This is a genomic window from Streptomyces sp. NRRL S-87 (assembly GCF_000719335.1).
Taxonomy (GTDB): domain Bacteria; phylum Actinomycetota; class Actinomycetes; order Streptomycetales; family Streptomycetaceae; genus Streptomyces.
Genome location: NZ_JOGB01000004.1, coordinates 48510 through 69279 on the forward strand (window position 1 = coordinate 48510; position 20770 = coordinate 69279).

The window sequence follows — 20770 nt, forward strand, 5'->3', positions numbered from 1 at the left end:
GGAGCGCCGGCGCGCGGTGCGGCCGCCGGACGCGGGGCCGCCCGCCCGGCACGTAAGGCCGGACGGGCGGACCCGACGGGGTGGCTGCGGTCTAGGACAGGCCGGTGTAGGCGTTCCAGCCGCCGCCGATCAGGACGCGGGCCGCGAACGTGGCCGTACCGCCCCTGCCGGTGGCCGAGTAGCGGTAGAGGGACCCCGCGGTGTCGCGGGCCACGAGGTCGGCCCGGCCGTCGCCGTCGAGGTCGCCGGGCGAGGCGAGCCGCGTGTAGCCGCTCCAGCCCGTGCCGATCGTCGTACGGGCTCCGAACGGGGCCGTGGCCGAGCCGGTACCCGGGAACAGGTACAGCGTGCCGCCGGAGCGCGCGACCAGGTCGGGACGGCCGTCACCGGTGACGTCACCCGCGCCCGTCAGCACGTCGTACGCGTCCCAGCCCGCGCCCACCCGCACCCGCGGCGTGAACCCGGTGCCCGTGCCGTCCCCCGGGTGCAGGAACAGCAGGCCGAACGCGTCGCGGCTGAGCAGGTCGCCGCGGCCGTCGCCGGTCAGGTCGCCGGGGCCGGCCACGACCTTGGTGCCGTCCGGGATGCCGCCGGCCAGCCCCGCGACGTTGGCGCGGTGGATCCACACGCTCGCGCCCCGGGTCTCCACCGGCGTGGCCCAGTTGATCTTGTCCAGGCCGGTCGCGGACAGCAGCCCGCTGCCCGGCACGAGGAGGGTGTAGGGGGCCTTCGCCCGGCCCGCGAACGTACCGTCGGCGCGGGTCAGGTACACGTACGCGGTGCCGTCCGCGGTCCGGGCGAGCAGCGTGTGCTTGCCGTACGAGGGCGTGATGCCGGCGCCGACGACGAACTCGATGTCCTTCCAGCTCGTCGCCCCGTCCACGCGCGCACCGAACCGGCCGCTGCCGGTGGACAGGTAGAGGTAGACGCGGCCCGCGTAGGTGCGGGCGAGCAGGTCGGTGCGGCCGTCGCCGTTCAGGTCGTCGGCGGCGATGATCTGGTTGTACGCGTTCCAGCCCGGGCCGACCTTCACGGGCTTCGAGAACGGCACGGTCGCCGAGCCGGTGCCCCGGTAGAAGTACAGGTCGCCGGCCGTCGTGCGGCCCAGCAGGTCGGCGACGCCGTCGCGGTCGAGGTCGCCGGAGCCCACGAGCTGGTCGTACTGGCCCCAGCCGGTGCCGACCCTGATGCGCGGGGCGAACGGCTGGCCGGTCAGCGTGCCGGTGCCCTTGTAGAGGAACAGCTCGCCGCCCGGGGTGCGGGCCAGCAGGTCCGGGCGCCCGTCCTTGGTGAGGTCGCCCGCGCCGATGACGCGGTTGTAGACCTGCCAGCCGTAGCCCGACCAGGTCGGGGCGCCCGCGCCCTTGGCCGTGGTGGGGTGCAGCGAGAGCCGGCCGTCGTAGGACAGGGTCAGCAGCTCGGGGGCGGCGGTGCCGCCCGCGTTGCCGACCTGGATGACGTCCTTGACCGTCTCCTGGGTGTCGCCGTGGATCGCGAAGGGCTCCGAGCTGTCGCTCTGCGAGCCGGACAGCAGCACCTGGCTGGAGCCGTCCACGAAGCGCAGCAACTGGTCGGCCTGGCCGTCCCGGTCGAGGTCCAGCCGCGGCCTGGCCGCCACCGTCGCGTACGGCACGGGCGTGCGGGCCGCGTCCGCGCCGAGGTGCGGCCGCGCCACGGAGAGGGCGGCGGGCCGGACGGGGGTCCGGTCGACGGCCGCGGCCGGGCCGGCCGACAGCAGCGTGCCGGCCGACAGGGCGAGGGCGGTGCAGGCCGCCAGGCGTGCCAGCCGCCGGGGGCGGGCGGCCCGCGGGGGACGGGGGTCGTACATGGGTCCCTCCAGGGACGGGGTTGGTGCGGGGTGGTGCAGGGGGGTTGCAGGGGGTGGAGCGGAGGTGGCAACGGGGGTGGAAACAGCGGGAAAGCGGAGAGCGGCGGCGGAAGCGCGAGCAGGGGTGCCGACAGGGTGTCAGGCCGCGCGCCCGGCCGGGGCGTCCGGCCGGGCGCGTGTCGACGGGGTGTCAGGCCAGGTTCGCGTAGTCGCCCCAGCCGGTGGCGATGCGGACGCGCGGCGCGAAGACCGCGGTCCCGCCCTGCCCGGTGGCCGCGTAGCGGTAGACGGCGCCGGCGGCGTCCCGGGCGATCAGGTCGGCGCGGCCGTCGCCGTCGAGGTCGCCGGGCGCGGCGAGGTCGGCGTACCCCGACCAGCCCGGGCCGACCGGCACCCGCGCCCCGAACGGGGCGGCCGCCGAGCCGGTGCCCGGGAACAGGTACAGCCGTCCGGCGGTGTCGCGGGCGACCAGGTCGGGGCGGCCGTCACCGCTGACGTCCCCGGCGCCGACGAGCCGGTCGTACGCCCCCCAGCCGGTGCCGACCCGCACGGGCGCGCCGACCGCCAGGCCCCGCCCGTCGCCGGCGTGCAGCCACAGCGTCCCGGCCGCGTCGCGGGTCAGCAGGTCGCCCTTGCCGTCGCCGGTCAGGTCGCCGACGCCCAGCAGCAGCTTCGCGTCGGTCCAGGTGCCGGCGACCGCGGTGTCCGTCTCGTAGTTGTGCACGCCCGTGGAGCTCAGCTTCAGCAGGCGCGCGTCGTCGCCGACGTCCAGGCCGGCGGCGAAGACCGGGCGGCCCGACCAGGTGCCGTCGAACCCGGCCGGGCTGCGCGGGCGGAACGTTCCGTCGGCCAGTTCCAGGTACTCGTACAGCTTCTTGTCGGAGCCGAGCGCGAGCACGCTGTGCTTGCCGTAGTCCGGCACGCCGCCGTGCCCGACGACGAAGCGCAGTGCGTGGCCGCCGGTGCCGTACCTCGTCCGCGCCGCGAACACCCCGCTGCCGGTGGAGCGGTAGAACCACAGCGTCCCGTCGAAGGCACGCGCGACGAGGTCGGTGCGGCCGTCGCGGTCGACGTCGTCGGCGGCGACGAGCTGGTTGTACGCGTTCCAGCCCGGCCCCACCCGCACGCGCGCCCTGAACGGCGTGGTGGCCGAGCCGGTGCCCTTGTAGAAGAACAGGTCACCGGCGAGGCTCTTGGCGACCAGGTCGCCGATGCCGTCGCGGTCGAGGTCGCCCGCGCCGACCAGCTGGTCGTACGCGCCCCAGCCGGGGCCGACCCGCACGCGCGCCCCGAACGGCTCACCGGTCAGTGCCCCCGTGGACCGGTACAGGTACAGGTCACCGCCCGGGGTGCGGGCCAGCAGGTCGGGCCGGCCGTCGCGGGTCAGGTCGCCGGCGGCCAGGACCTTGTTGTACGCCTGCCAGCCCGTGCCGTACCACAGGCGGCGGGTGGTGCCGTACGGGCCGTCGGCGCTGTACAGCGCCAGGGTGCCCCAGGCCGACAGGGTCAGCAGCTCGGGCGCCGCGTCGCCGCCCAGGTCGCCCGGGGCCAGGACGTCCTTGGACACCTCGGCCATGTCCGGCGCCTGGATGTTGAAGTCCACCGTCTCGTGCGTGCGCGACAGCGTCGCGGCCACCCGGCCCTCCACGTCGCGCACCAGGTCGTCCGGCAGCCCGTCGCCGTCGAGGTCGAGCCGCGGCCGGGCGCCCGCGGCGGCAGCGGCGCCCGCGGCGGAGCCGGCGGGTGCGCCCGACGGGCCGGCCGCCCCCGCGGCCGGCCGCTTCGGCAGGCCGAGCCGCACCTCGGGCAGCCCGGAGCCCGCGCCGCCCGACGGGCCGGTGGCGGTGACGGCGGCCGGAGCACCGGCGGCGGAAGCGTCGGTGGCGGGCAGCAGGGCGCCCGCCGACAGGGCCAGCGCGGTGCAGGCCGCCAGGCGGCCCACCCGCGCGGCAGCACGCACGGAGTGCCGCGAAAAGATCAAGGGTCCCCCCCGGGACGTGGATCAGGTGCCCCGACGCTAACCCCGCCGCCCCGCGAAAAAGAAGCGGTTTCTCGTACAACCTTTTCGCCCCGTACGGTCCAGTCCGAGCAACGACATCGCAGGTGGGGGCCTGTCCGCCTCGGCCGGCCCGCGCCGGGGAAGGGGCCGGAACCGCCCCTGCCCCGAACGCGCGACGGGGCCCGGCACGGCGCCGGACCCCGTCGTCGGTCCCGTCGGCGGTCAGACCCCGTCGCCAGTCCCGTCGTCGGTCAGACCCCGTCGTCGGTCAGCTCTTGCGGTGCCCCACCAGCCGCGGCTTCGCCTCCAGGCCGTCCAGCCCGTGCCAGGCCAGGTTCACCAGGTGCGCCGCCACCTCGGCCTTCTCCGGCCGCCGCGTCTCCAGCCACCACTGCCCGGTCAGCGCCACCATGCCCACCAGCGCCTGCGCGTACAGCGGTGCCAGCTTCGGGTCGAAGCCCCGCGCCTTGAACTCCAGACCCAGGATGTCCTCGACCTGCGTGGCGATGTCGCTGATCAGCGACGCGAACGTACCCGTCGACTGCGCCACCGGCGAGTCCCGCACCAGGATGCGGAAACCGTCCGTGTAGGCCTCGATGTAGTCGAGCAGCGCGAACGCGGCCTGCTCGAGCAGCTCCCGCGGGTGCCCGGCCGTCAGCGCCCCGGTCACCATGTCCAGCAGCTGGCGCATCTCCCGGTCCACCACGACCGCGTAGAGCCCCTCCTTGCCGCCGAAGTGCTCGTACACCACCGGCTTGGAGACCCCGGCCTTCGCCGCGATCTCCTCCACCGACGTGCCCTCGAAGCCCTTCTCCGCGAACAGGGCGCGACCGATGTCCAACAGCTGCTGCCGGCGCTCCGCGCCGGTCATCCGGACCCGTCGGCCACTGCGCCGCGGTTTGTCGCTGCTGGAGGAAGGGGAGGATGTACCGCCGTCGATCGCCACGTCCCCCATCATGCCGCGTTCGCGGCCTTGTCCCTGCGCCGGGAGTCGATCCGCGCCTCGGACGGCCACCGCACGTCGGAGGCCCACCCCGCCAGCTCGAACCAGCGGATCAGCCGCGCACTGGAGTCGACCTGGCCGCGCAGCACCCCGTGCCGGGCCGACGTCGGGTCCGCGTGGTGCAGGTTGTGCCACGACTCACCGCACGACAGCACCGCCAGCCACCACACGTTGCCGCTCATGTCCCGGGACCGGAACGGCCGCTTGCCCACCGCGTGGCAGATCGAGTTGATCGACCACGTCACGTGGTGCAGCAGCGCCACCCGCACCAGCGAACCCCAGAAGAACGCCGTGAACGCCCCCCACCACGACATCGTCACCAGGCCGCCCACCAGCGGCGGGATCAGCAGCGACAGCAGCGTCCAGAACGCGAAGTCCCGCGAGATCCGACGGATCACCGGGTCCTTGACCAGGTCCGGCGCGTACTTCTCCTGCGGCGTCTGCTCCTCGTCGAACATCCAGCCGATGTGCGCCCACCACAGGCCCTTCATCAGCGCCGGCACCGTGTCCCCGAACCGCCACGGCGAATGCGGGTCGCCCTCCGCGTCGGAGAACTTGTGGTGCTTGCGGTGGTCCGCCACCCACCGCACCAGCGGCCCCTCCACCGCCAGCGAGCCGGCGACCGCCAGGGCGATCCGCAGCGGCCGCTTCGCCTTGAACGAACCGTGCGTGAAGTACCGGTGAAAGCCGATCGTGATCCCGTGGCAGCCCAGGAAATACATGAAGACGAGCAGGCCCAGATCCAGCCAGCTCACCCCCCAGCCCCAGACCAGCGGCACCGCCGCCAGCAGCGCCACGAACGGCACCACGATGAACAGCGCCAACGCCAGCTGCTCGACCGACCCCTTCTTCTCACCGCCGCGCGTGGCGGAACCCGGCGGCCCGCCGGCCGCCCCGAGCGACTCTTCGATCACGTCCGGGCTGGTGGTCATGAGGCATCCCCTGAAGGGTGAGAAGTCGGTGGGTACCGGGTACGGACCTACGGCCCCGTAACCTACGGCAACGTAAGTATCCCAGCGCCGCAGCGCCCGGCAAGGGGGACACCCGGGTGCCGAACCGGCGCACGGGCGCACGGGCGCACACCCCGCCGATGCTCGCCGCAGCACCGCCCCAAACCCCGCCCGCCCGCGCCCCGCCTGCCCGCGCCACGCCCACCCCGCCACCCCGCCCGAACCCCGCCCGCGCCACCCTGCGGACCCGCCCCGCGCCACCCCGCGGACCCGCCCCGCGCCACCCCGCGACCCCGCCCCGCGCCACTCCCGACCGGCCGCCCCTGGCCGGAACCCACCCGGACACCATGGCCACCACGTGGACACCTTGACCGGGCCACCAGCGAAGACCCATATCCTGGGTCCCGTCGGACAGCGCGGTCCGCACGAGCAGCCCGGGAGCTGCGCACGCACCGGCGGTCACCGCCGCGCGCTCGCGCCCCGGAAACCTCACCTCCCAGTAGTAGCGCTCGAACACTGCAAGGAGCCGCACCTGTGAGCAGTGCTGACCAGACCACCACCGGCAACGCAGAGCTGCGCGCCGACATCCGCCGCCTCGGCGACCTCCTCGGCGAGACCCTCGTACGCCAAGAAGGCCAGGAGCTCCTCGACCTCGTCGAACAGGTGCGCGCCCTCACCCGCACCGACGGCGAGGCCGCCGCCGCCCTCCTCGGCGAAACCGACCTCGACACCGCCGCCAAGCTCGTGCGCGCCTTCTCCACCTACTTCCACCTCGCCAACGTCACCGAGCAGGTGCACCGCGGCCGCGAGCTGCGCACCCTGCGCGCCGCCGAGGGCGGCCTCCTCGCCCGCACCGCGGACATGCTCAAGGACGCCGACCCCGAACACCTGCGCGAGACGGTCAAGAACCTCAACGTCCGCCCCGTCTTCACCGCACACCCCACCGAAGCCGCCCGGCGCAGCGTCCTCAACAAGCTCCGCCGCATCGCCGCCCTCCTCGAGGAGCCCGTCAGCGGCGCCGGCGACCGCCGCCGCCACGACCTGCGCCTCGCCGAGAACATCGACCTCGTCTGGCAGACCGACGAACTGCGCGTCGCCCGCCCCGAGCCCGCCGACGAGGCCCGCAACGCCATCTACTACCTCGACGAGCTCCACGCCGGAGCCGTCGGCGACGTCCTCGAGGACCTCGCCGCCGAGCTCCAGCGCGTCGGCGTCGACCTCCCCGCCGGCACCCGCCCCCTCACCTTCGGCACCTGGATCGGCGGCGACCGCGACGGCAACCCCAACGTCACCCCCGACGTCACCCGCGAAGTGCTGATCCTCCAGCACGAGCACGGCATCACCGACGCCCTCGAGCTCGTCGACTTCCTGCGCGGATTGCTCTCCAACTCCGTCCGCATCGCCGGCGCCAACGAGGAGCTCCTCTCCTCCCTCCAGGCCGACCTCGAACGCCTCCCCGAGATCAGCCCCCGCTACAAGCGCCTCAACGCCGAAGAGCCCTACCGCCTCAAGGCCACCTGCATCCGCCAGAAGCTCCTCAACACCCGCGAGCGACTGGCCAAGGGCACCCCCCACGAGGACGGCCGCGACTACCTCGGCACCGCCGAGCTCCTCGCCGACCTCACCCTCATCCAGACCTCCCTGCGCGAACACCGCGGCGCCCTCTTCGCCGACGGCCGCATGGACCGCACCATCCGCACCCTCGCCGCCTTCGGCCTCCAGCTCGCCACCATGGACGTCCGCGAACACGCCGACGCCCACCACCACGCCCTCGGCCAGCTCTTCGACCGCCTCGGCGAGGAGTCCTGGCGCTACGCCGACATGCCGCGCGACTACCGCCAGCGCCTCCTCGCCAAGGAGCTCCGCTCCCGCCGGCCGCTCGCACCCACCCCCGCCCCCCTCGACGAGGCCGGCCAGAAGACCCTCGGCGTGTTCTTCACCATCAAGGACGCCTTCGAGAAGTTCGGCCCCGAGGTCATCGAGTCCTACATCATCTCGATGTGCCAGGGCGCCGACGACGTCTTCGCCGCCGCCGTCCTCGCCCGCGAGGCCGGCCTCGTCGACCTCCACGCCGGCTGGGCCAAGATCGGCATCGTGCCCCTCCTGGAGACCACCGACGAGCTCCGCGCCGCCGACGTCATCCTCGGCGACATGCTCTCCGACCCCTCCTACCGCCGCCTCGTCGCCCTCCGCGGCGACGTCCAGGAGGTCATGCTCGGCTACTCCGACTCCTCCAAGTTCGGCGGCATCACCACCAGCCAGTGGGAGATCCACCGCGCCCAGCGCCGCCTGCGCGACGTCGCCCACCGGCACGGCGTCCGGCTGCGCCTCTTCCACGGCCGCGGCGGCACCGTCGGCCGCGGCGGCGGCCCCTCCCACGACGCGATCCTCGCCCAGCCCTGGGGCACCCTCGAAGGCGAGATCAAGGTCACCGAGCAGGGCGAGGTCATCTCCGACAAGTACCTCGTGCCGTCCCTGGCCCGCGAGAACCTCGAACTCACCGTCGCGGCCACCCTGCAGGCCTCCGCCCTGCACACCTCACCGCGCCAGTCCAGCGAGGACCTGGCCCGCTGGGACGCCGCCATGGACACCGTCTCCGACGCCGCCCACGCCGCCTACCGGCGCCTCGTCGAGGACCCCGACCTGCCGGCGTACTTCTTCGCCGCCACCCCCGTCGACCAGCTCGCCGACCTCCACCTCGGCTCCCGGCCCTCCCGCCGCCCCGACTCCGGAGCCGGCCTCGACGGACTGCGCGCCATCCCGTGGGTCTTCGGCTGGACCCAGTCCCGCCAGATCGTCCCCGGCTGGTACGGCGTCGGCTCCGGCCTCAAGGCCCTGCGCGCGGCCGGCCTCGACAGCGAGCTGGAGGAGATGGCCACCCGCTGGCACTTCTTCCGCAACTTCCTCTCCAACGTCGAGATGACGCTCGCCAAGACCGACCTGCGGATCGCCCAGCACTACGTCGACACCCTCGTCCCCGAGCACCTGCGCCACGTCTTCGACCTCATCAAGGCCGAGCACGACCTCACCGTCGCCGAAGTCCTGAAGATCACCGGCGGCGAGAAGCTCCTCGACGCCCAGCCCGTCCTCCAGCAGACCTTCGCCGTCCGCGACGCCTACCTGGACCCCATCTCCTACCTCCAGGTCTCCCTCCTGGCCCGCCAGCGCGCCGCCGCGGCCGCCGGCGAACCCGCCGACCCGCTCCTGAGCCGCGCCCTGCTGCTCACCGTCAACGGCGTCGCCGCCGGCCTGCGCAACACCGGCTGACCCGGACGGTCGAACGAACGGCCGGTGTCCGCACCCGTCACACGACGTGACGACGGGTGCGGACACCGGTCGTGTACGTCTACGAACTGGACCCACACACGCGCGCGTACGTCTGCCAGGGGATCCACACCAAGCCGTTCAGCATCGACCGGCCCTTCACCGCCGACATCGACTTCGAAGGGCTCGACGAGATGTAACGGCCCTCAGGAGTTGTACGCCGACTGCGCCCGCTCCAGGCCCTCCAGGACCAGGCACTCCACCGCGTCCGCCGCCCGGTCCACGAACCAGTCCAGGTCCTTGCGCTCCGTCGACGAGAAGTCCTTCAGCACGAAGTCCGCCACCTGCATCCGGCCCGGCGGACGCCCGATGCCGCACCGCACCCGGTGGTACTCCGCCCCGAACGCCTTCGTCATCGACTTCAGACCGTTGTGCCCGTTGTCCCCGCCGCCGATCTTCACCCGCAGCGTGGCGTAGTCGATGTCCAGCTCGTCGTGCACCGCGACGATCCGCTCCACCGGCACCTTGTAGAAGTCCTTCAGCGCGTTCACCGGCCCGCCCGACAGGTTCATGAACGACTGCGGCTTGGCCAGCACGATCCGCCGGTTCGCCGGACCGGGCGGACCGATCCGACCCTCCAGCACCTGCGCCCGCGCCTTGTGCGCCTTGAACTTGCCGCCCATCCGCTCGGCCAGCAGGTCCACCACCATGAAACCGATGTTGTGGCGGTTGCCGGCATATTCGCCGCCCGGGTTCCCCAGCCCGACCACCAGCCAGGGGCTCGACTCGTCCGACATTCCTGCTCGCTCCTCACATGGGACGACCGCCGTCCCGCTCCAGTGGAGCGGGACGGCGGTCGGTCGGCAACGTGACGGGAGGCCGGGGCCTCCCGGTCAGCGGGGCGACGCGGAGGCTCAGGCCTCCGCGCCCTCCTCCTCGGCACCCTCGGCCGCCGGCTCCTCGGCCTGGGCGGCCAGGACCTGCAGGACGACGGCGTCGGCCTCGGTCACCAGGGAGGTGCCCTTCGGCAGGGCGAGGTCCTTGGCGAGGACGGAGGCGCCGGCCTCCAGGCCCTCGACGGAGACCGTCAGGGCCTCGGGCAGGTGGGTGGCCTCGGCCTCGACCGAAACGGTGGCCAGCACGTGCTCCAGCAGGTTGCCGCCGGCGGCCAGCTCGCCCTCGGTGTGGACCGGGACCTCGACCGTGACCTTCTCGCCCTTCTTGACGGCGAGGAAGTCGACGTGGTCGACGGTGCGCTTCAGCGGGTCCTTCTGGACGGCCTTCGGGATGACCAGCTCGGTGCCGTCGCCCGCGATGTCCAGGGAGATCAGGACGTTCGGGGTCTTCAGCGCCATGGTGAGCGCGTGGCCCTCGACGGACACGTGCTTCGGGGCCTCGCCGTGGCCGTAGATGACCGCGGGGATCTGCTTGTTGCGGCGGGTGGCGCGGGCGGCACCCTTGCCGAAGACGGTGCGGAGCTCGGCGGAGAGCTTGACCTCGGACATGTTCACTCCTCGTGGGGTGACGGAAACGGACGACGGTCACCCGGCCAGTACTACGGCCTGCTACGAAGAGCGCGTCGATAACGGAGCGCCGACACCCTCGAAAACAAAAGGTGCGGCCTCCCTCGCCGAGCAACTCGCAGAGTCTACCCGGCGGGGAGGCCGCACCTCAAAAGGATCTACCGGGACCTACCCGGAGACGATCCGAGGAACCCTTACTGCTGCTCCTCGAACAGGCTCGTCACCGAGCCGTCCTCGAAGACCTCGCGCACGGCGCGGGCGATCGTCGGCGCGATCGACAGCACCGTGATCTTGTCGAGCTCCAGGTCCGAGGGGTCCGGCAGCGTGTTCGTGAACACGAACTCGCTCACCTTCGAGTTCTTCAGGCGGTCCGCGGCCGGGCCCGACAGGATGCCGTGCGTCGCCGTCACGATGACGTCCTCGGCACCGTGCGCGAACAGCGCCTCGGCCGCCGCGCAGATCGTGCCACCCGTGTCGATCATGTCGTCCACCAGGACGCAGATCCGGCCCTTCACGTCACCCACGACCTCGTGGACGGTCACCTGGTTGGCGACGTCCTTGTCGCGACGCTTGTGGACGATCGCCAGCGGCGCGTCCAGCCGGTCGCACCAGCGGTCCGCCACCCGCACGCGGCCGGCGTCCGGGGACACCACCGTCAGCTTCGTGCGGTCCACCTTCGCGCCCACGTAGTCCGCCAGCACCGGCAGCGCCGACAGGTGGTCCACCGGACCGTCGAAGAAGCCCTGGATCTGGTCCGTGTGCAGGTCCACCGTCAGGATCCGGTCCGCACCCGCCGTCTTCAGCAGGTCGGCCACCAGACGCGCCGAGATCGGCTCGCGGCCCTTGTGCTTCTTGTCCTGGCGGGCGTACCCGTAGGACGGGATGATCACGGTGATCGAACGGGCCGACGCGCGCTTCAGCGCGTCGATCATGATCAGCTGCTCCATGATCCACTTGTTGATCGGAGCCGTGTGGCTCTGGATCAGGAAGCAGTCCGCGCCGCGCGCCGACTCCTGGAAGCGGACGTAGATCTCACCGTTCGCGAAGTCGAAAGCCTTGGTCGGCACCAGGTTGACACCCAACTGGTGCGCGACCTCCTCGGCCAGCTCGGGGTGGGCGCGGCCGGAGAAGAGCATCAGCTTCTTCTCGCCGGTCGTCTTGATCCCGGTCACAGCACTGTCTCCTCAGACGTGTTGAAGCTGCTCGCCCCCGCGCGCGTCCGTCCCGCGCACGGCAAGCCAGCCGAATTGCGTGCACCTATCACGGTACGCCGACTCCGACGTACCTGTTTCCGGACAGCCTGTCCTCAGGCCCCGTCCACGCCCTCCTCGGACGCCGACTGAGCCGCCTGCGCGGCCGCACTGCCCGGACGCTTACGGGCCACCCAGCCCTCGATATTCCGCTGCTGGCCACGTGCCACGGCCAGAGCGCCGGGCGGCACATCCTTGGTGATGACCGATCCGGCCGCCGTGTAGGCGCCGTCCCCGATCGTGACCGGAGCCACAAACATGTTGTCCGAACCCGTCCGGCAGTGAGAGCCCACCGTCGTGTGGTGCTTGCTCTCGCCGTCGTAGTTCACGAACACGCTCGCCGCGCCGATGTTGCTGTACTCGCCGATCGTCGCGTCACCCACGTACGACAGGTGCGGGACCTTCGTCCCCTCGCCGATCTGCGCGTTCTTCATCTCCACGTACGCGCCGGCCTTCGACTTCACACCCAGGTCCGTACCCGGACGCAGATACGCGAACGGACCCACCGTCGCCTTCGCGCCGATCACCGCACCGTCCGCCACCGAGTTGTCCACCCGCGCGCCCGCACCGACCGACGTGTCCTTCAGCCGCGTGTTCGGGCCCACCTCGGCGCCCTCCGCGACGTGCGTCGCACCCAGCAGCTGCGTACCCGGGTGCACCAGCGCGTCCTGGCCGAAAGTCACCGTCACGTCGACCAGCGTGCTCACCGGGTCCACGATCGTCACGCCCGCGAGCATCGCCCGCTCCAGCAGGCGCGCGTTCAGCAGCGCACGGGCCTCCGCGAGCTGCACGCGGTTGTTGATCCCCAGGATCTCGCGGTGGTCCCCACCGACCGAGGCGCCCACCCGGTGGCCGGCCGCGCGCAGGATGCCCAGCACGTCGGTCAGGTACTCCTCGCCCTGGCTGTTGTCCGTACGCACCTGGCCCAGGGCCGAGGTGAGCAGCTTGCCGTCGAAGGCGAACACGCCGGAGTTGATCTCCCGGATCGCACGCTGCTCGTCGGTGGCGTCCTTGTGCTCCACGATCGCCGTCACGGCGCCGGTCGTGTCGCGCACGATGCGGCCGTAGCCGGTCGAGTCCGGCACCTCGGCCGTCAGCACGGTCACCGCGTTGCCGTCGGAGGTGTGGGTCTCGGTGAGCGCCCGCAGCGTCTCGCCGGTCAGCAGCGGAGTGTCCCCGCAGACGACGACGACCGTGCCGTCGACGGTGCCGCCCAGCTCCTCCAGGGCCATGCGCACGGCGTGGCCGGTGCCGTTCTGCTCGTGCTGCACGGCGGTCCGGGTACCGGGGTACACCCCTTCGAGGTGGGCGGTGACCTGCTCGCGGGCGTGGCCCACGACCACGACGAGGTGCTGCGGATCCAGCTCCCGGGCCGCCGACACGACGTGACCGACGAGCGTGCGCCCGCAGATCTCGTGCAGAACCTTGGGAGTGGCCGACTTCATGCGGGTGCCCTCACCCGCTGCGAGGACGACGACGGCTGCCGGGCGATTGGCGCTCACGGGTGTGCCCTTCGGCTTTTCGGGGGTGGACCACCAGAGGATACCGGGGTGCCACCTGCCCGTAACGAGCGCGGGTCCCGACCATGACGGTCGGGACCCGCGTGCGTCTGCTCCCCCGCCAGGACTCGAACCCGGACTTAAGGTACCAAAAACCTCAGTGCTGCCGATTACACCACAGGGGATGGTAAAACTATCTAATTCGGACATTCGGCTCTGTTGATCGAGTCGACGGCACCCACTATGCCGCACCAGGCACCCTCGACGCGACGATAGATATCGGCACTTTGCCGTACGTAGAGAACCAAGCAGCCCCGGTAGCCCTCGCCGGTGTTCTTGCGCACCGTCCTGGGGTTGTGCTTCTTCAGCGTCGTTCCGCTCAGCCGCGACCTGTCGACACCGGCGAGCTGCGCCCAGTACTCCTCTGCCGCCCGCACGTCGGCGGATTCGTGGATCATCACGCGATAACCGATGCGGTGCCCGTCCACGCCGAGCAGGCGCAGCCAGGCGAGGAAGACCAGGATGACGCCCGGATCGCTGTTGACGAAGAGGATGCTCTCCCTGCGGTCGTACGCCTTGTCCTTCGCGCCCTCCGCCCAGTAGAGCGCCGTCCCCACCAGGAAGAGCTCGCGGTCGGTGAGCGGGCCGACGTCGCGGCGGGCGGCCTCCTTGGTCGCGCGGCGCTCGACGTCACGGGCGGCGAGTTCGCGGTCCCAGCGGGCGCGGGCGGCGCGTTTTCCCTGTTCGACACGGCGGGCGGGCTTCGGGAGGTCTCGCACCCAGAGGGACACGGAGCTCTTCGAGCAGCCCAGCTCGGCGGTGATCTCGGCGTAGGTGCGGCCCCGGAGGCGGAGCTCCCGGGCCCGGGCTTGCAGATCGGTCTTGGCCTTCATGGCGCCAGGCTCGGGCGGGAGGGGGTGGTTCCGGGGGGAAATCGGGTCGGGTTCGCTCGTTCGTGCGAGGAAGGGTGTGTTCCGGGGGTGGGGGCTAATAGGGAGGGAGGGCGGGAGGGGGCGATCGTAGGGTGGCGGTATGACCGGTACGGGGGAGCAGCAGGTGGGGGCGGGGCGGGACGGGCCCCTGTGGTGGGGGCGGCGGCGGAGTGCCGTGCTGGACGTCGGGCTCGGCGTCGTGTCCGCGCTGGAGTGCGGGCTGGAGGGGGTGGCCTTCGCGGGGGAGGCGGGGCTGCCGGTTCCGGTGGGGGTGGTGTTCGGGCTGCTGGTGGGCGCGACGCTGGTGCTGCGCCGGCGGTGGCCGGTGGCGGTGGTGCTGGTGGCCGTGGCGACGACGCCGGCGGCGATGGGCTTCCTGCTGGCGGTGGTCGGGCTGTACACGCTGGCGGCGTCGGAGGTGCCGCGCCGGATCACGGGTCTGCTGGCGTCGATGTCGCTGGTGGCGACGTTCGTGGTGACGTACGTGCGCATGCAGGGCGCGGTGGAGGCGGACCGGTGGTACGTCCCGGTCGTCTCGCTGTTCATGGCGGTGGCGCTGACCGCCCCGCCGGTGCTGCTCGGTCTGTACGTGGGGGCGCGGCGGCGGCTGATGGAGAGCCTGCACGAGCGCGCGGACTCGTTGGAGCGGGAGCTGTCGCTGCTCGCGGAGCGGGCGGAGGAGCGGGCGGAGTGGGCGCGCCGTGAGGAGCGGACCCGGATCGCGCGGGAGATGCACGACGTGGTGGCGCACCGGGTGTCGTTGATGGTGGTGCACGCGGCGGCGCTGCAGGCGGTGGTGGGGAAGGACCCGGAGACGGCGGTGCGGAACGCGGCGCTGGTGGGTGACATGGGTCGGCAGGCGCTGACGGAGCTGCGGGAGATGCTCGGGGTGTTGCGGTCGACGGAGTCGGTGGTGCGGTCGGCGGCGGTGCCGTCGCCTGTGCCGGTGGTGGCGGCCGTGCCGGTCGTGGGGGTCGGGCCGGTGGGGGAGGAGGGGCCGTCGCTGGGGGCGCTGGAGGCGCTGGTGGGGCAGTCGCGGGCGGCGGGGATGGTGGTGGAGCTGGAGGTGCACGGGTCGGTGCGGTCGTATCCGCCGGAGGTGGAGCAGACGGCGTACCGGGTGGTGCAGGAGGCGCTGACCAACTGCCACAAGCACGCGCCGGGGGCGCGGGTGCGGGTGCGGTTGGCGCACCGGGAGCAGGAGGTGGCGATGCAGGTGGAGAACGGTCCTTCGGACGCTGCCGTGGCGGACGCGGGCCTGCCGAGTGGGGGGAACGGCCTGGTGGGGATGCGTGAGCGGGTGCAGGGCCTGGGTGGGGTGTTCGTGTCGGGGCCGACGGAGGCGGGCGGTTTCCGGGTGTCGGCGGTGCTGCCGGGCGCGGGGGGCGGCGGGCTGCCGTAGGGCGGGCCTCGGGGTCGGGGGTCGCCTCGGGGTGGTGTCGCTCGGGGTGGGGTGCGGCGGCGTCGGGTGCGGGGGTCCGCTCGGGGTGGCGTGCGGCGGGCGCCGGGTGCGGGGGGCGGCCCGGTGTGGCGTGGTGCGGGGTCAGCCCGTGGTGAGGCGGGCCGGTTGCAGGCCGGTGAGGAGGGTGGTGAGGGCTTCGTCGATGCCGGCGCCGAGGTACCAGTCGCCGGTGTGGTCGATGGAGTAGACGCGGCCTTCGGCGTCGAGGGCGAGGTGGGCGTGGCCGTCGCCTTCGATGCCGAGGGGGGCGACGGTGGTGCCGAGGGCGCGCCCGAGGTCGGCGAAGGTGCGGGCGAGGTGGAGTCCGGTGAGCGGGTCGAGGGTGAGGGCGGCGGGGGCTATCTGGCGGCCGGGGGCGGGGGTGCTGACGCGCAGGCCGCCGAACTCGGCCCAGGCTTCGACGGCGGCGGGGAAGACGGTGTGCCGGTGGCCGGCGGGGGTGGCGTGGTCGCGCAGGGCGTCGGCCCAGTACTCGGCCTGCTTGATGTCCCAGCGTCCGGGGGCCCAGCCGGCGGCGCGCAGTGCGGAGTCGACGGTGACCGGGAAGCGGGTCGCCGAGGACCGGTCGTAGGAGGCGGAGGCGGCCATCGGGCGGTCAGCCCTTCTCGTTGTCTGCGGGGGCGGTGAGGTCGACGGGGCGTACGCCGAAGTGGGCGAGGAGGGCGTCGCAGGAGCGGCAGGGGGGTGCGTAGGTGCCGTGGAGCGGGTCGCCGTCCTCGCGGATGCGGCGGGCGGTGAGGCGGGCCTGTTTGAGGGAGCGGCGGGCCTCGCCGTGGGTGAGGGGCTTGCGGGAGGCGCGCCGGCTGCGGCCGGCTTCTACGGCGGCGAGGTGGCGGGAGAGGAGCAGGGCCTCGGGGCACCGGCCGGTGTGGCGGTCGCGCTGGCCGGTGGTGAGGGTGTCGAGGAAGTCCTGGACGAGGGGGTGGAGGGCGGGTGCCCGGTCTCCCTTGGCGGCGGTGGAGGTGAGGGTCTCGCCGCGGACGGACAGGGCGGCGGCGACGGTGGGGAGGATGCCGTCGCGGCGGTGGAGGAGGAGGGGTGGCCGCAGGTTGCTGTTGTCGCTGCTCCAGTTGCGGCGGGGGTCGCCGGTGCCGTTCGCGGCGGGTGCGGTGTCGTCGGCGTCGGTGCCGCTGCTGGTGCCTCCGGTGGTGCCGAGGGTGTCCTGTGCTGCTCGTAGTACTCGTGTGACCGTCTGCATGGTGCTCGTCGTCCCTCCCCGTGGCCACGGCGTCGGCCGCTGTCGCGCACGCCCCCGTGCTGCGGGGACAGCCTGCCAAATGTCCTGCGTCATGCGGAAGCTGGGTCGAATATTCGTATCAATTCGGATTATCCCGGCGGCGGGCGGGTCCGGTGGTGCTAGGGGTGCGGTCCGGGGGGCGGACGGGAGCCTTCCGCGGAGCGTACGGGGAGGGTGGCGCCCTTGCCGTACGGCTTAGGCTGTGCGGAACCACGCCAGATCCAGCAGGGGGCTACCGCCATGACGACAGGTCGGCTCGGGCAGCATGCCGCGCCACCCAACGCCGCGTACGCCGGTCAGGTCGTGCACTTCCCGGACCCGGTCCGGCGTGCCCGCCATCCTGAGGGCGTGCGGATGGACGGGGAGGGTCGCCCCGACTTCTCGCCGTACGCGCGCGCGGCCGTGGAGATCGCCGATCCGCCGGAGGGTTTCGGCATCGACGAGCTGCGGTTGACGGACTACGTGTCGGCGAACGCCGCGCAGCACGCCGCGGGCCACGAGCTGTGGGACACGCTGCCGGCGGTGGCGACGCCGCACGGTTGGACCTGGCACCACAGGGCCGGCACGCGCCGGTTGGAGCTCGTGCCGGTCGACGTGAAGGTGCTGCTGCGCCACCACGCCGGTCTGGCGAGCGCCGCGGTGGACCAGGACAAGCGCGGGACGCGGCCGCTGCAGGAGGTGTGTCCGGTGCACCTCGGGCTGCCGAAGTCGGTGGTCTCGGTGTCGGAGCAGCAGGTCCTGGGCGTCGAGGAGGACCTGGGCTACCGGCTGCCGGAGGCGTACCGGACCTTCTTGAAGGCGGCGGGCGGGTGCGCGCCGGTGGGCGTGGGTCTGGACCCGGAGCTGGGCCTGCTGGTGGACCAGCCGTTCTTCACGGTGCGTGAGGAGGCGGCGGTCAACGACCTCGTGTACGTCAACAAGTGCCTGCGGGACCACCTGACGAAGGACTACCTGGGCGTGGGTTTCGCGCAGGGCGGTCTGATCGCGGTGAAGGTGCGGGGTTCGGAGACGGGTTCGGTGTGGTTCTGCCCGTACGACGACGCGCGCGACCAGGACGGTCTGTCGGTGCAGGAGCGGGTGGAGCGGCTGCTGCTGCCGTGCGGTGCGGACTTCGACGCGTTCCTGGAGCGGCTGGCGGGCAACCCGCCGGAGTTGGAGAACGTGGCGGGTCTGATGGTGGACGGCGGCTTCGCGCGTGTTGTCCCGGTGGAAGGGTGAGGACGCGGCGATGGTGACGTTCGCGCAGGCGCAGGAGCGCGCGGAGGAGTGGGTCAACGGTGACGTGCCCGCGTACCAGCACCGGGAGGTGCGGGTGCGGGAGTTCGGGCTCGGTTTCGTGGTGTGGGCGGAGGACCGTCCGGGGGTGAACTCGGGCGGTGGCCGGCAGCGGCTGGTGATCGCGCGCGACAGCGGCGAGGTGACGCTGTGGCCGGGGCTTCCGGTGGGTGAGGTGATCCGCCGGTACGAGGAGCGGTACGGGGCGGTGCCGGCGCCGGCGGCCGAGGTGTCGGTGCCGCCGCAGCGGATCGACTCGGAGGCGACGTCGTTCATGCTGACGCCGCCGGAGTGGCTGGAGGAGGCAGGGACGCCGGCTTCCGGGTCCGCGGCCGCTGCCGGTCCGGTGGGCGGGCCGGCGGCCGAGCCGGTCGCCGCGGCGACTGCGGATCCGTACGCCGACCATGGCCGGGCCGACCAGGGCCGGTCCGACCAGGTGGCGGAACTGGGTGCGGCCGCGTCCGGTCCGGTGGCCGGCGGGTCGGGTGCCTCGGGTGCTCCGCGGGCCGGCGGTTCGCTGCGGCTGTCGTCCTCGGGTCCCGCCGCGTCGGGTCCGGCCGTGCCGCCGGCGCCGTCGGCTCCTCCGGCGGGTGCTCCGTCGGGTGCGTCCGACGGGGCGGGGCTGCCCGGGACCGTGGTGCTGGGGGCCGTGGACGCCCCCGACGCCCCCGCGGCCGCCCCGCAGGGCGGCGCCGGGGTGCCGGGGCCGACGGCCGACGGCGGGGTCCCGGCCGGGGCCACGCCGTGGGCGGGCACCGACACCAACTCCGGTGCGGACGACGCGTCCGTACCGCTGCCCAAGACCGTGTTCGCGCCCCCGCTGTCGGGTTCGGACCTGGACGACGCCCCCGGCCGGCGGGTCGAGCCCGAGGCCAGGACGGCGCTCATGGCGGGCGGCAGCCAGCTGCCGAAGACCACGGTGGCGCCGGTGATCGGCGCCGGCCCGCGTCCGGAGGAGGCCGCCGGGGCGGCCGCGGACGGGGCGCCGGCGACCCCGGCCGCGCCCCCGCCCGGGCCGCAGGCACCGCAGGCACCGCCGGCACCGCCGGCGCCGTCCGGTGGCGACGCGCACTACGCGGCGACGATGCTGGCGGGCCCCGGTGTGGTTCCGCCGCCGGGTCCGCCCGCGCCGCCCGGTCCGCCGACGCCGCCCGGTCCGCCCGGTCCGCCCGGTCGGCCCGCCGGGCCCGGTGGGGACGCGCACCACGCGGCGACGATGCTGGCCGGCCCCGGTGTCGTACCGCCGCCCGGTCCGCCGGCGCCGCCCGGTCCCCCCGCGCCTCCCGGCCCGCCCGGTGGTGACGCGCACCACGCGGCGACGATGCTGGCCGGTCCCGGTGTGGTTCCGCCGCCCGGTCCGCCGACGCCTCCGGGTCCGCCCGGTGCGCCCGGTGGCCCCGGTGGGGACGCGCACCACGCGGCCACGATGCTGGCGACCCCCGGCGTGATCCCACCGCCGCCCGCCCCGGTGCCCGGCGCGCCCGTGCCGCCGCCCGGCGGTCCGCTGCAGGCCGGCGGTCCGGTGCCCGGTGGTCCCGTGCCGCCCGCGCCGCAGCCGGGTGTGCCGGTGGTGGGCCCCGGCTACCAGGCCGTACTGCGCTACCGCGCGCCCGACGGCTCCGAGCAGCAGATCATCCGGCGTTCGGCGCCCGGCACCCCGCACCCGGAGTGGCAGATCCTGCACGAGCTGCGGGCCATGAACGTGCCCCCGCAGCAGGTGCTGGAGCTCCATACCGAGCTGGAGTCCTGCGAGCTGCCCGGCGGCTACTGCGCCCGGATGATCCGGGAGACGTGGCCGCAGGTGCGGATCACGAGCGTGGCGCCGTACGGCCAGGACCACGCGGGCCGGCAGGCCGGCATGCGGCACCTGCTCACGCACCAGGGCGAGTTGCACCAGGTCGCGGACGGGCCGGCGCGCCCGGCCCCGCAGCGGGTGCCGCTGGCGGGCGGGATCCAGACGCAGCCGGCGATCCCGATCGAGGCGATCGGGCAGGAGCTGGCGGCGGCGTTCGGTCCGCAGGGCGTGTTCCGGTTCGACCAGCGGGCGGTGTCCCGCCAGGGCGTGCCCGAGATCGTGGCGCAGACGCTGGTGTGGGCCGGTCTGCCGGTGGACTTCGGGCCGTTCTTCTGGGCGCAGGCCGTGCCCGGGCAGCCGGTGCCGACGCTGGCGGAGCTGGCGGCGCAGCGCGGGGTGCAGCCGGCTCCGGACGCGGCCTCGTACCTGGTGGTCGGCAGTGACTTCGGCAAGGCGCTGTGCGTGCAGTACGGGACGGCGAACATCGTGGCCGTGCCGGTGGAGGCGGGTCCGGGCGGCACGGTGGTGCCGCCGCAGTTCGTGAACTCCTCGCTGCCGCAGTTCGTGCGGTCGATGGCGATGCTGGGCAGCATGTGGCGGCTCCGGCTGCACCTGACGCCGGAACAGGCCGGGCGCTGGACGGTCGACTTCCAGGCGCAGCTGGCGGCCCTGGACGGGGCGGCGCTGGCGTCGCCGGAGAGCTGGTGGTCGGTGCTGCTGGAGCAGATGTGGGACGGCTTGCTGTAGGCGGCG

16 protein-coding genes and 1 tRNA gene are annotated in these 20770 nt (G+C 73.5%); 5 read left to right on the forward strand and 12 right to left on the reverse strand.

The window, feature by feature from the left end; translation table 11 throughout:
• Positions 1-91: 91 nt before the first annotated feature.
• The 4 genes from IF43_RS0104035 to IF43_RS0104050 all read right to left on the reverse strand — a co-directional run bounded on the left by IF43_RS0104035 (position 92) and on the right by IF43_RS0104050 (position 5762).
• Entirely contained in the window at positions 92-1828 is a 1737-nt protein-coding gene (locus tag IF43_RS0104035) for a VCBS repeat-containing protein (protein WP_030193854.1), read from the reverse strand.
• Between the two features lie 190 nt (positions 1829-2018).
• A complete protein-coding gene (locus IF43_RS0104040) occupies positions 2019-3788 on the reverse strand; it encodes an FG-GAP-like repeat-containing protein (protein WP_030193856.1) in 1770 nt (589 codons plus the stop codon).
• Positions 3789-4095: 307 nt separating this feature from the next.
• Complete coding sequence (locus IF43_RS0104045) at positions 4096-4785, reverse strand: TetR/AcrR family transcriptional regulator (RefSeq protein WP_078909892.1); 690 nt, start codon at positions 4783-4785, stop codon at positions 4096-4098.
• Positions 4782-5762 (reverse strand): fatty acid desaturase, encoded by a 981-nt coding sequence (locus tag IF43_RS0104050; RefSeq protein ID WP_030193863.1) that lies wholly within the window; start codon positions 5760-5762, stop codon positions 4782-4784. The genes IF43_RS0104045 and IF43_RS0104050 overlap by 4 nt, the downstream gene beginning before the upstream one ends.
• A gap of 552 nt (positions 5763-6314) precedes the next feature.
• On the opposite strand from IF43_RS0104050, the gene ppc reads away from it, so the two are divergent.
• The gene (ppc, locus tag IF43_RS0104055) at positions 6315-9047 is read left to right on the forward strand and encodes a phosphoenolpyruvate carboxylase (protein WP_030193865.1); all 2733 of its coding nucleotides are present in this window, start codon (positions 6315-6317) and stop codon (positions 9045-9047) included.
• A gap of 56 nt (positions 9048-9103) precedes the next feature.
• Positions 9104-9244 carry a hypothetical protein gene (locus IF43_RS42330; protein WP_234331936.1) on the forward strand — a complete coding sequence of 47 codons (141 nt, stop codon included), beginning with the start codon at positions 9104-9106 and terminating at the stop codon, positions 9242-9244.
• A gap of 6 nt (positions 9245-9250) precedes the next feature.
• Here IF43_RS42330 and pth read toward each other — a convergent pair whose 3' ends face one another.
• The 6 genes from pth to IF43_RS0104090 form a co-directional block, all read right to left on the reverse strand.
• Positions 9251-9841 carry an aminoacyl-tRNA hydrolase gene (gene pth / locus IF43_RS0104065; RefSeq protein ID WP_030193867.1) on the reverse strand — a complete coding sequence of 197 codons (591 nt, stop codon included), beginning with the start codon at positions 9839-9841 and terminating at the stop codon, positions 9251-9253.
• Between the two features lie 117 nt (positions 9842-9958).
• A complete protein-coding gene (locus IF43_RS0104070; protein WP_030193870.1) occupies positions 9959-10549 on the reverse strand; it encodes a 50S ribosomal protein L25/general stress protein Ctc in 591 nt (196 codons plus the stop codon).
• A gap of 212 nt (positions 10550-10761) precedes the next feature.
• A complete protein-coding gene (locus tag IF43_RS0104075) occupies positions 10762-11739 on the reverse strand; it encodes a ribose-phosphate diphosphokinase (RefSeq protein WP_030193871.1) in 978 nt (325 codons plus the stop codon).
• Between the two features lie 134 nt (positions 11740-11873).
• Positions 11874-13319, reverse strand: coding sequence for a bifunctional UDP-N-acetylglucosamine diphosphorylase/glucosamine-1-phosphate N-acetyltransferase GlmU (gene glmU / locus IF43_RS0104080; protein ID WP_030193872.1), 1446 nt, complete (start codon positions 13317-13319; stop codon positions 11874-11876).
• Between the two features lie 110 nt (positions 13320-13429).
• Positions 13430-13501, reverse strand: a tRNA-Gln gene (locus IF43_RS0104085).
• Positions 13502-13513: 12 nt separating this feature from the next.
• Positions 13514-14209 carry a hypothetical protein gene (locus tag IF43_RS0104090; protein WP_051794657.1) on the reverse strand — a complete coding sequence of 232 codons (696 nt, stop codon included), beginning with the start codon at positions 14207-14209 and terminating at the stop codon, positions 13514-13516.
• Positions 14210-14348: 139 nt separating this feature from the next.
• Here IF43_RS0104090 and IF43_RS0104095 point away from each other — a divergent pair, with 139 nt between their 5' ends.
• The gene (locus IF43_RS0104095; protein ID WP_030193876.1) at positions 14349-15650 is read left to right on the forward strand and encodes a sensor histidine kinase; all 1302 of its coding nucleotides are present in this window, start codon (positions 14349-14351) and stop codon (positions 15648-15650) included.
• Between the two features lie 141 nt (positions 15651-15791).
• Here IF43_RS0104095 and IF43_RS0104100 read toward each other — a convergent pair whose 3' ends face one another.
• Both IF43_RS0104100 and IF43_RS0104105 read right to left on the reverse strand, forming a co-directional pair.
• Positions 15792-16298, reverse strand: coding sequence for an SUKH-3 domain-containing protein (locus IF43_RS0104100; protein WP_030193877.1), 507 nt, complete (start codon positions 16296-16298; stop codon positions 15792-15794).
• Positions 16299-16305: 7 nt separating this feature from the next.
• Positions 16306-16908: a YwqJ-related putative deaminase gene (locus tag IF43_RS0104105; protein WP_078909893.1), complete on the reverse strand. Its 603-nt coding sequence runs from the start codon at positions 16906-16908 to the stop codon at positions 16306-16308.
• Between the two features lie 279 nt (positions 16909-17187).
• Between IF43_RS0104105 and IF43_RS0104110 the strand changes: the two genes are divergently transcribed.
• Positions 17188-18165: an SMI1/KNR4 family protein gene (locus IF43_RS0104110; protein ID WP_078909894.1), complete on the forward strand. Its 978-nt coding sequence runs from the start codon at positions 17188-17190 to the stop codon at positions 18163-18165.
• 10 nt (positions 18166-18175) lie between these two features.
• Positions 18176-20764, forward strand: coding sequence for an SUKH-4 family immunity protein (locus IF43_RS0104115; protein ID WP_030193882.1), 2589 nt, complete (start codon positions 18176-18178; stop codon positions 20762-20764).
• Positions 20765-20770: the final 6 nt, after the last annotated feature.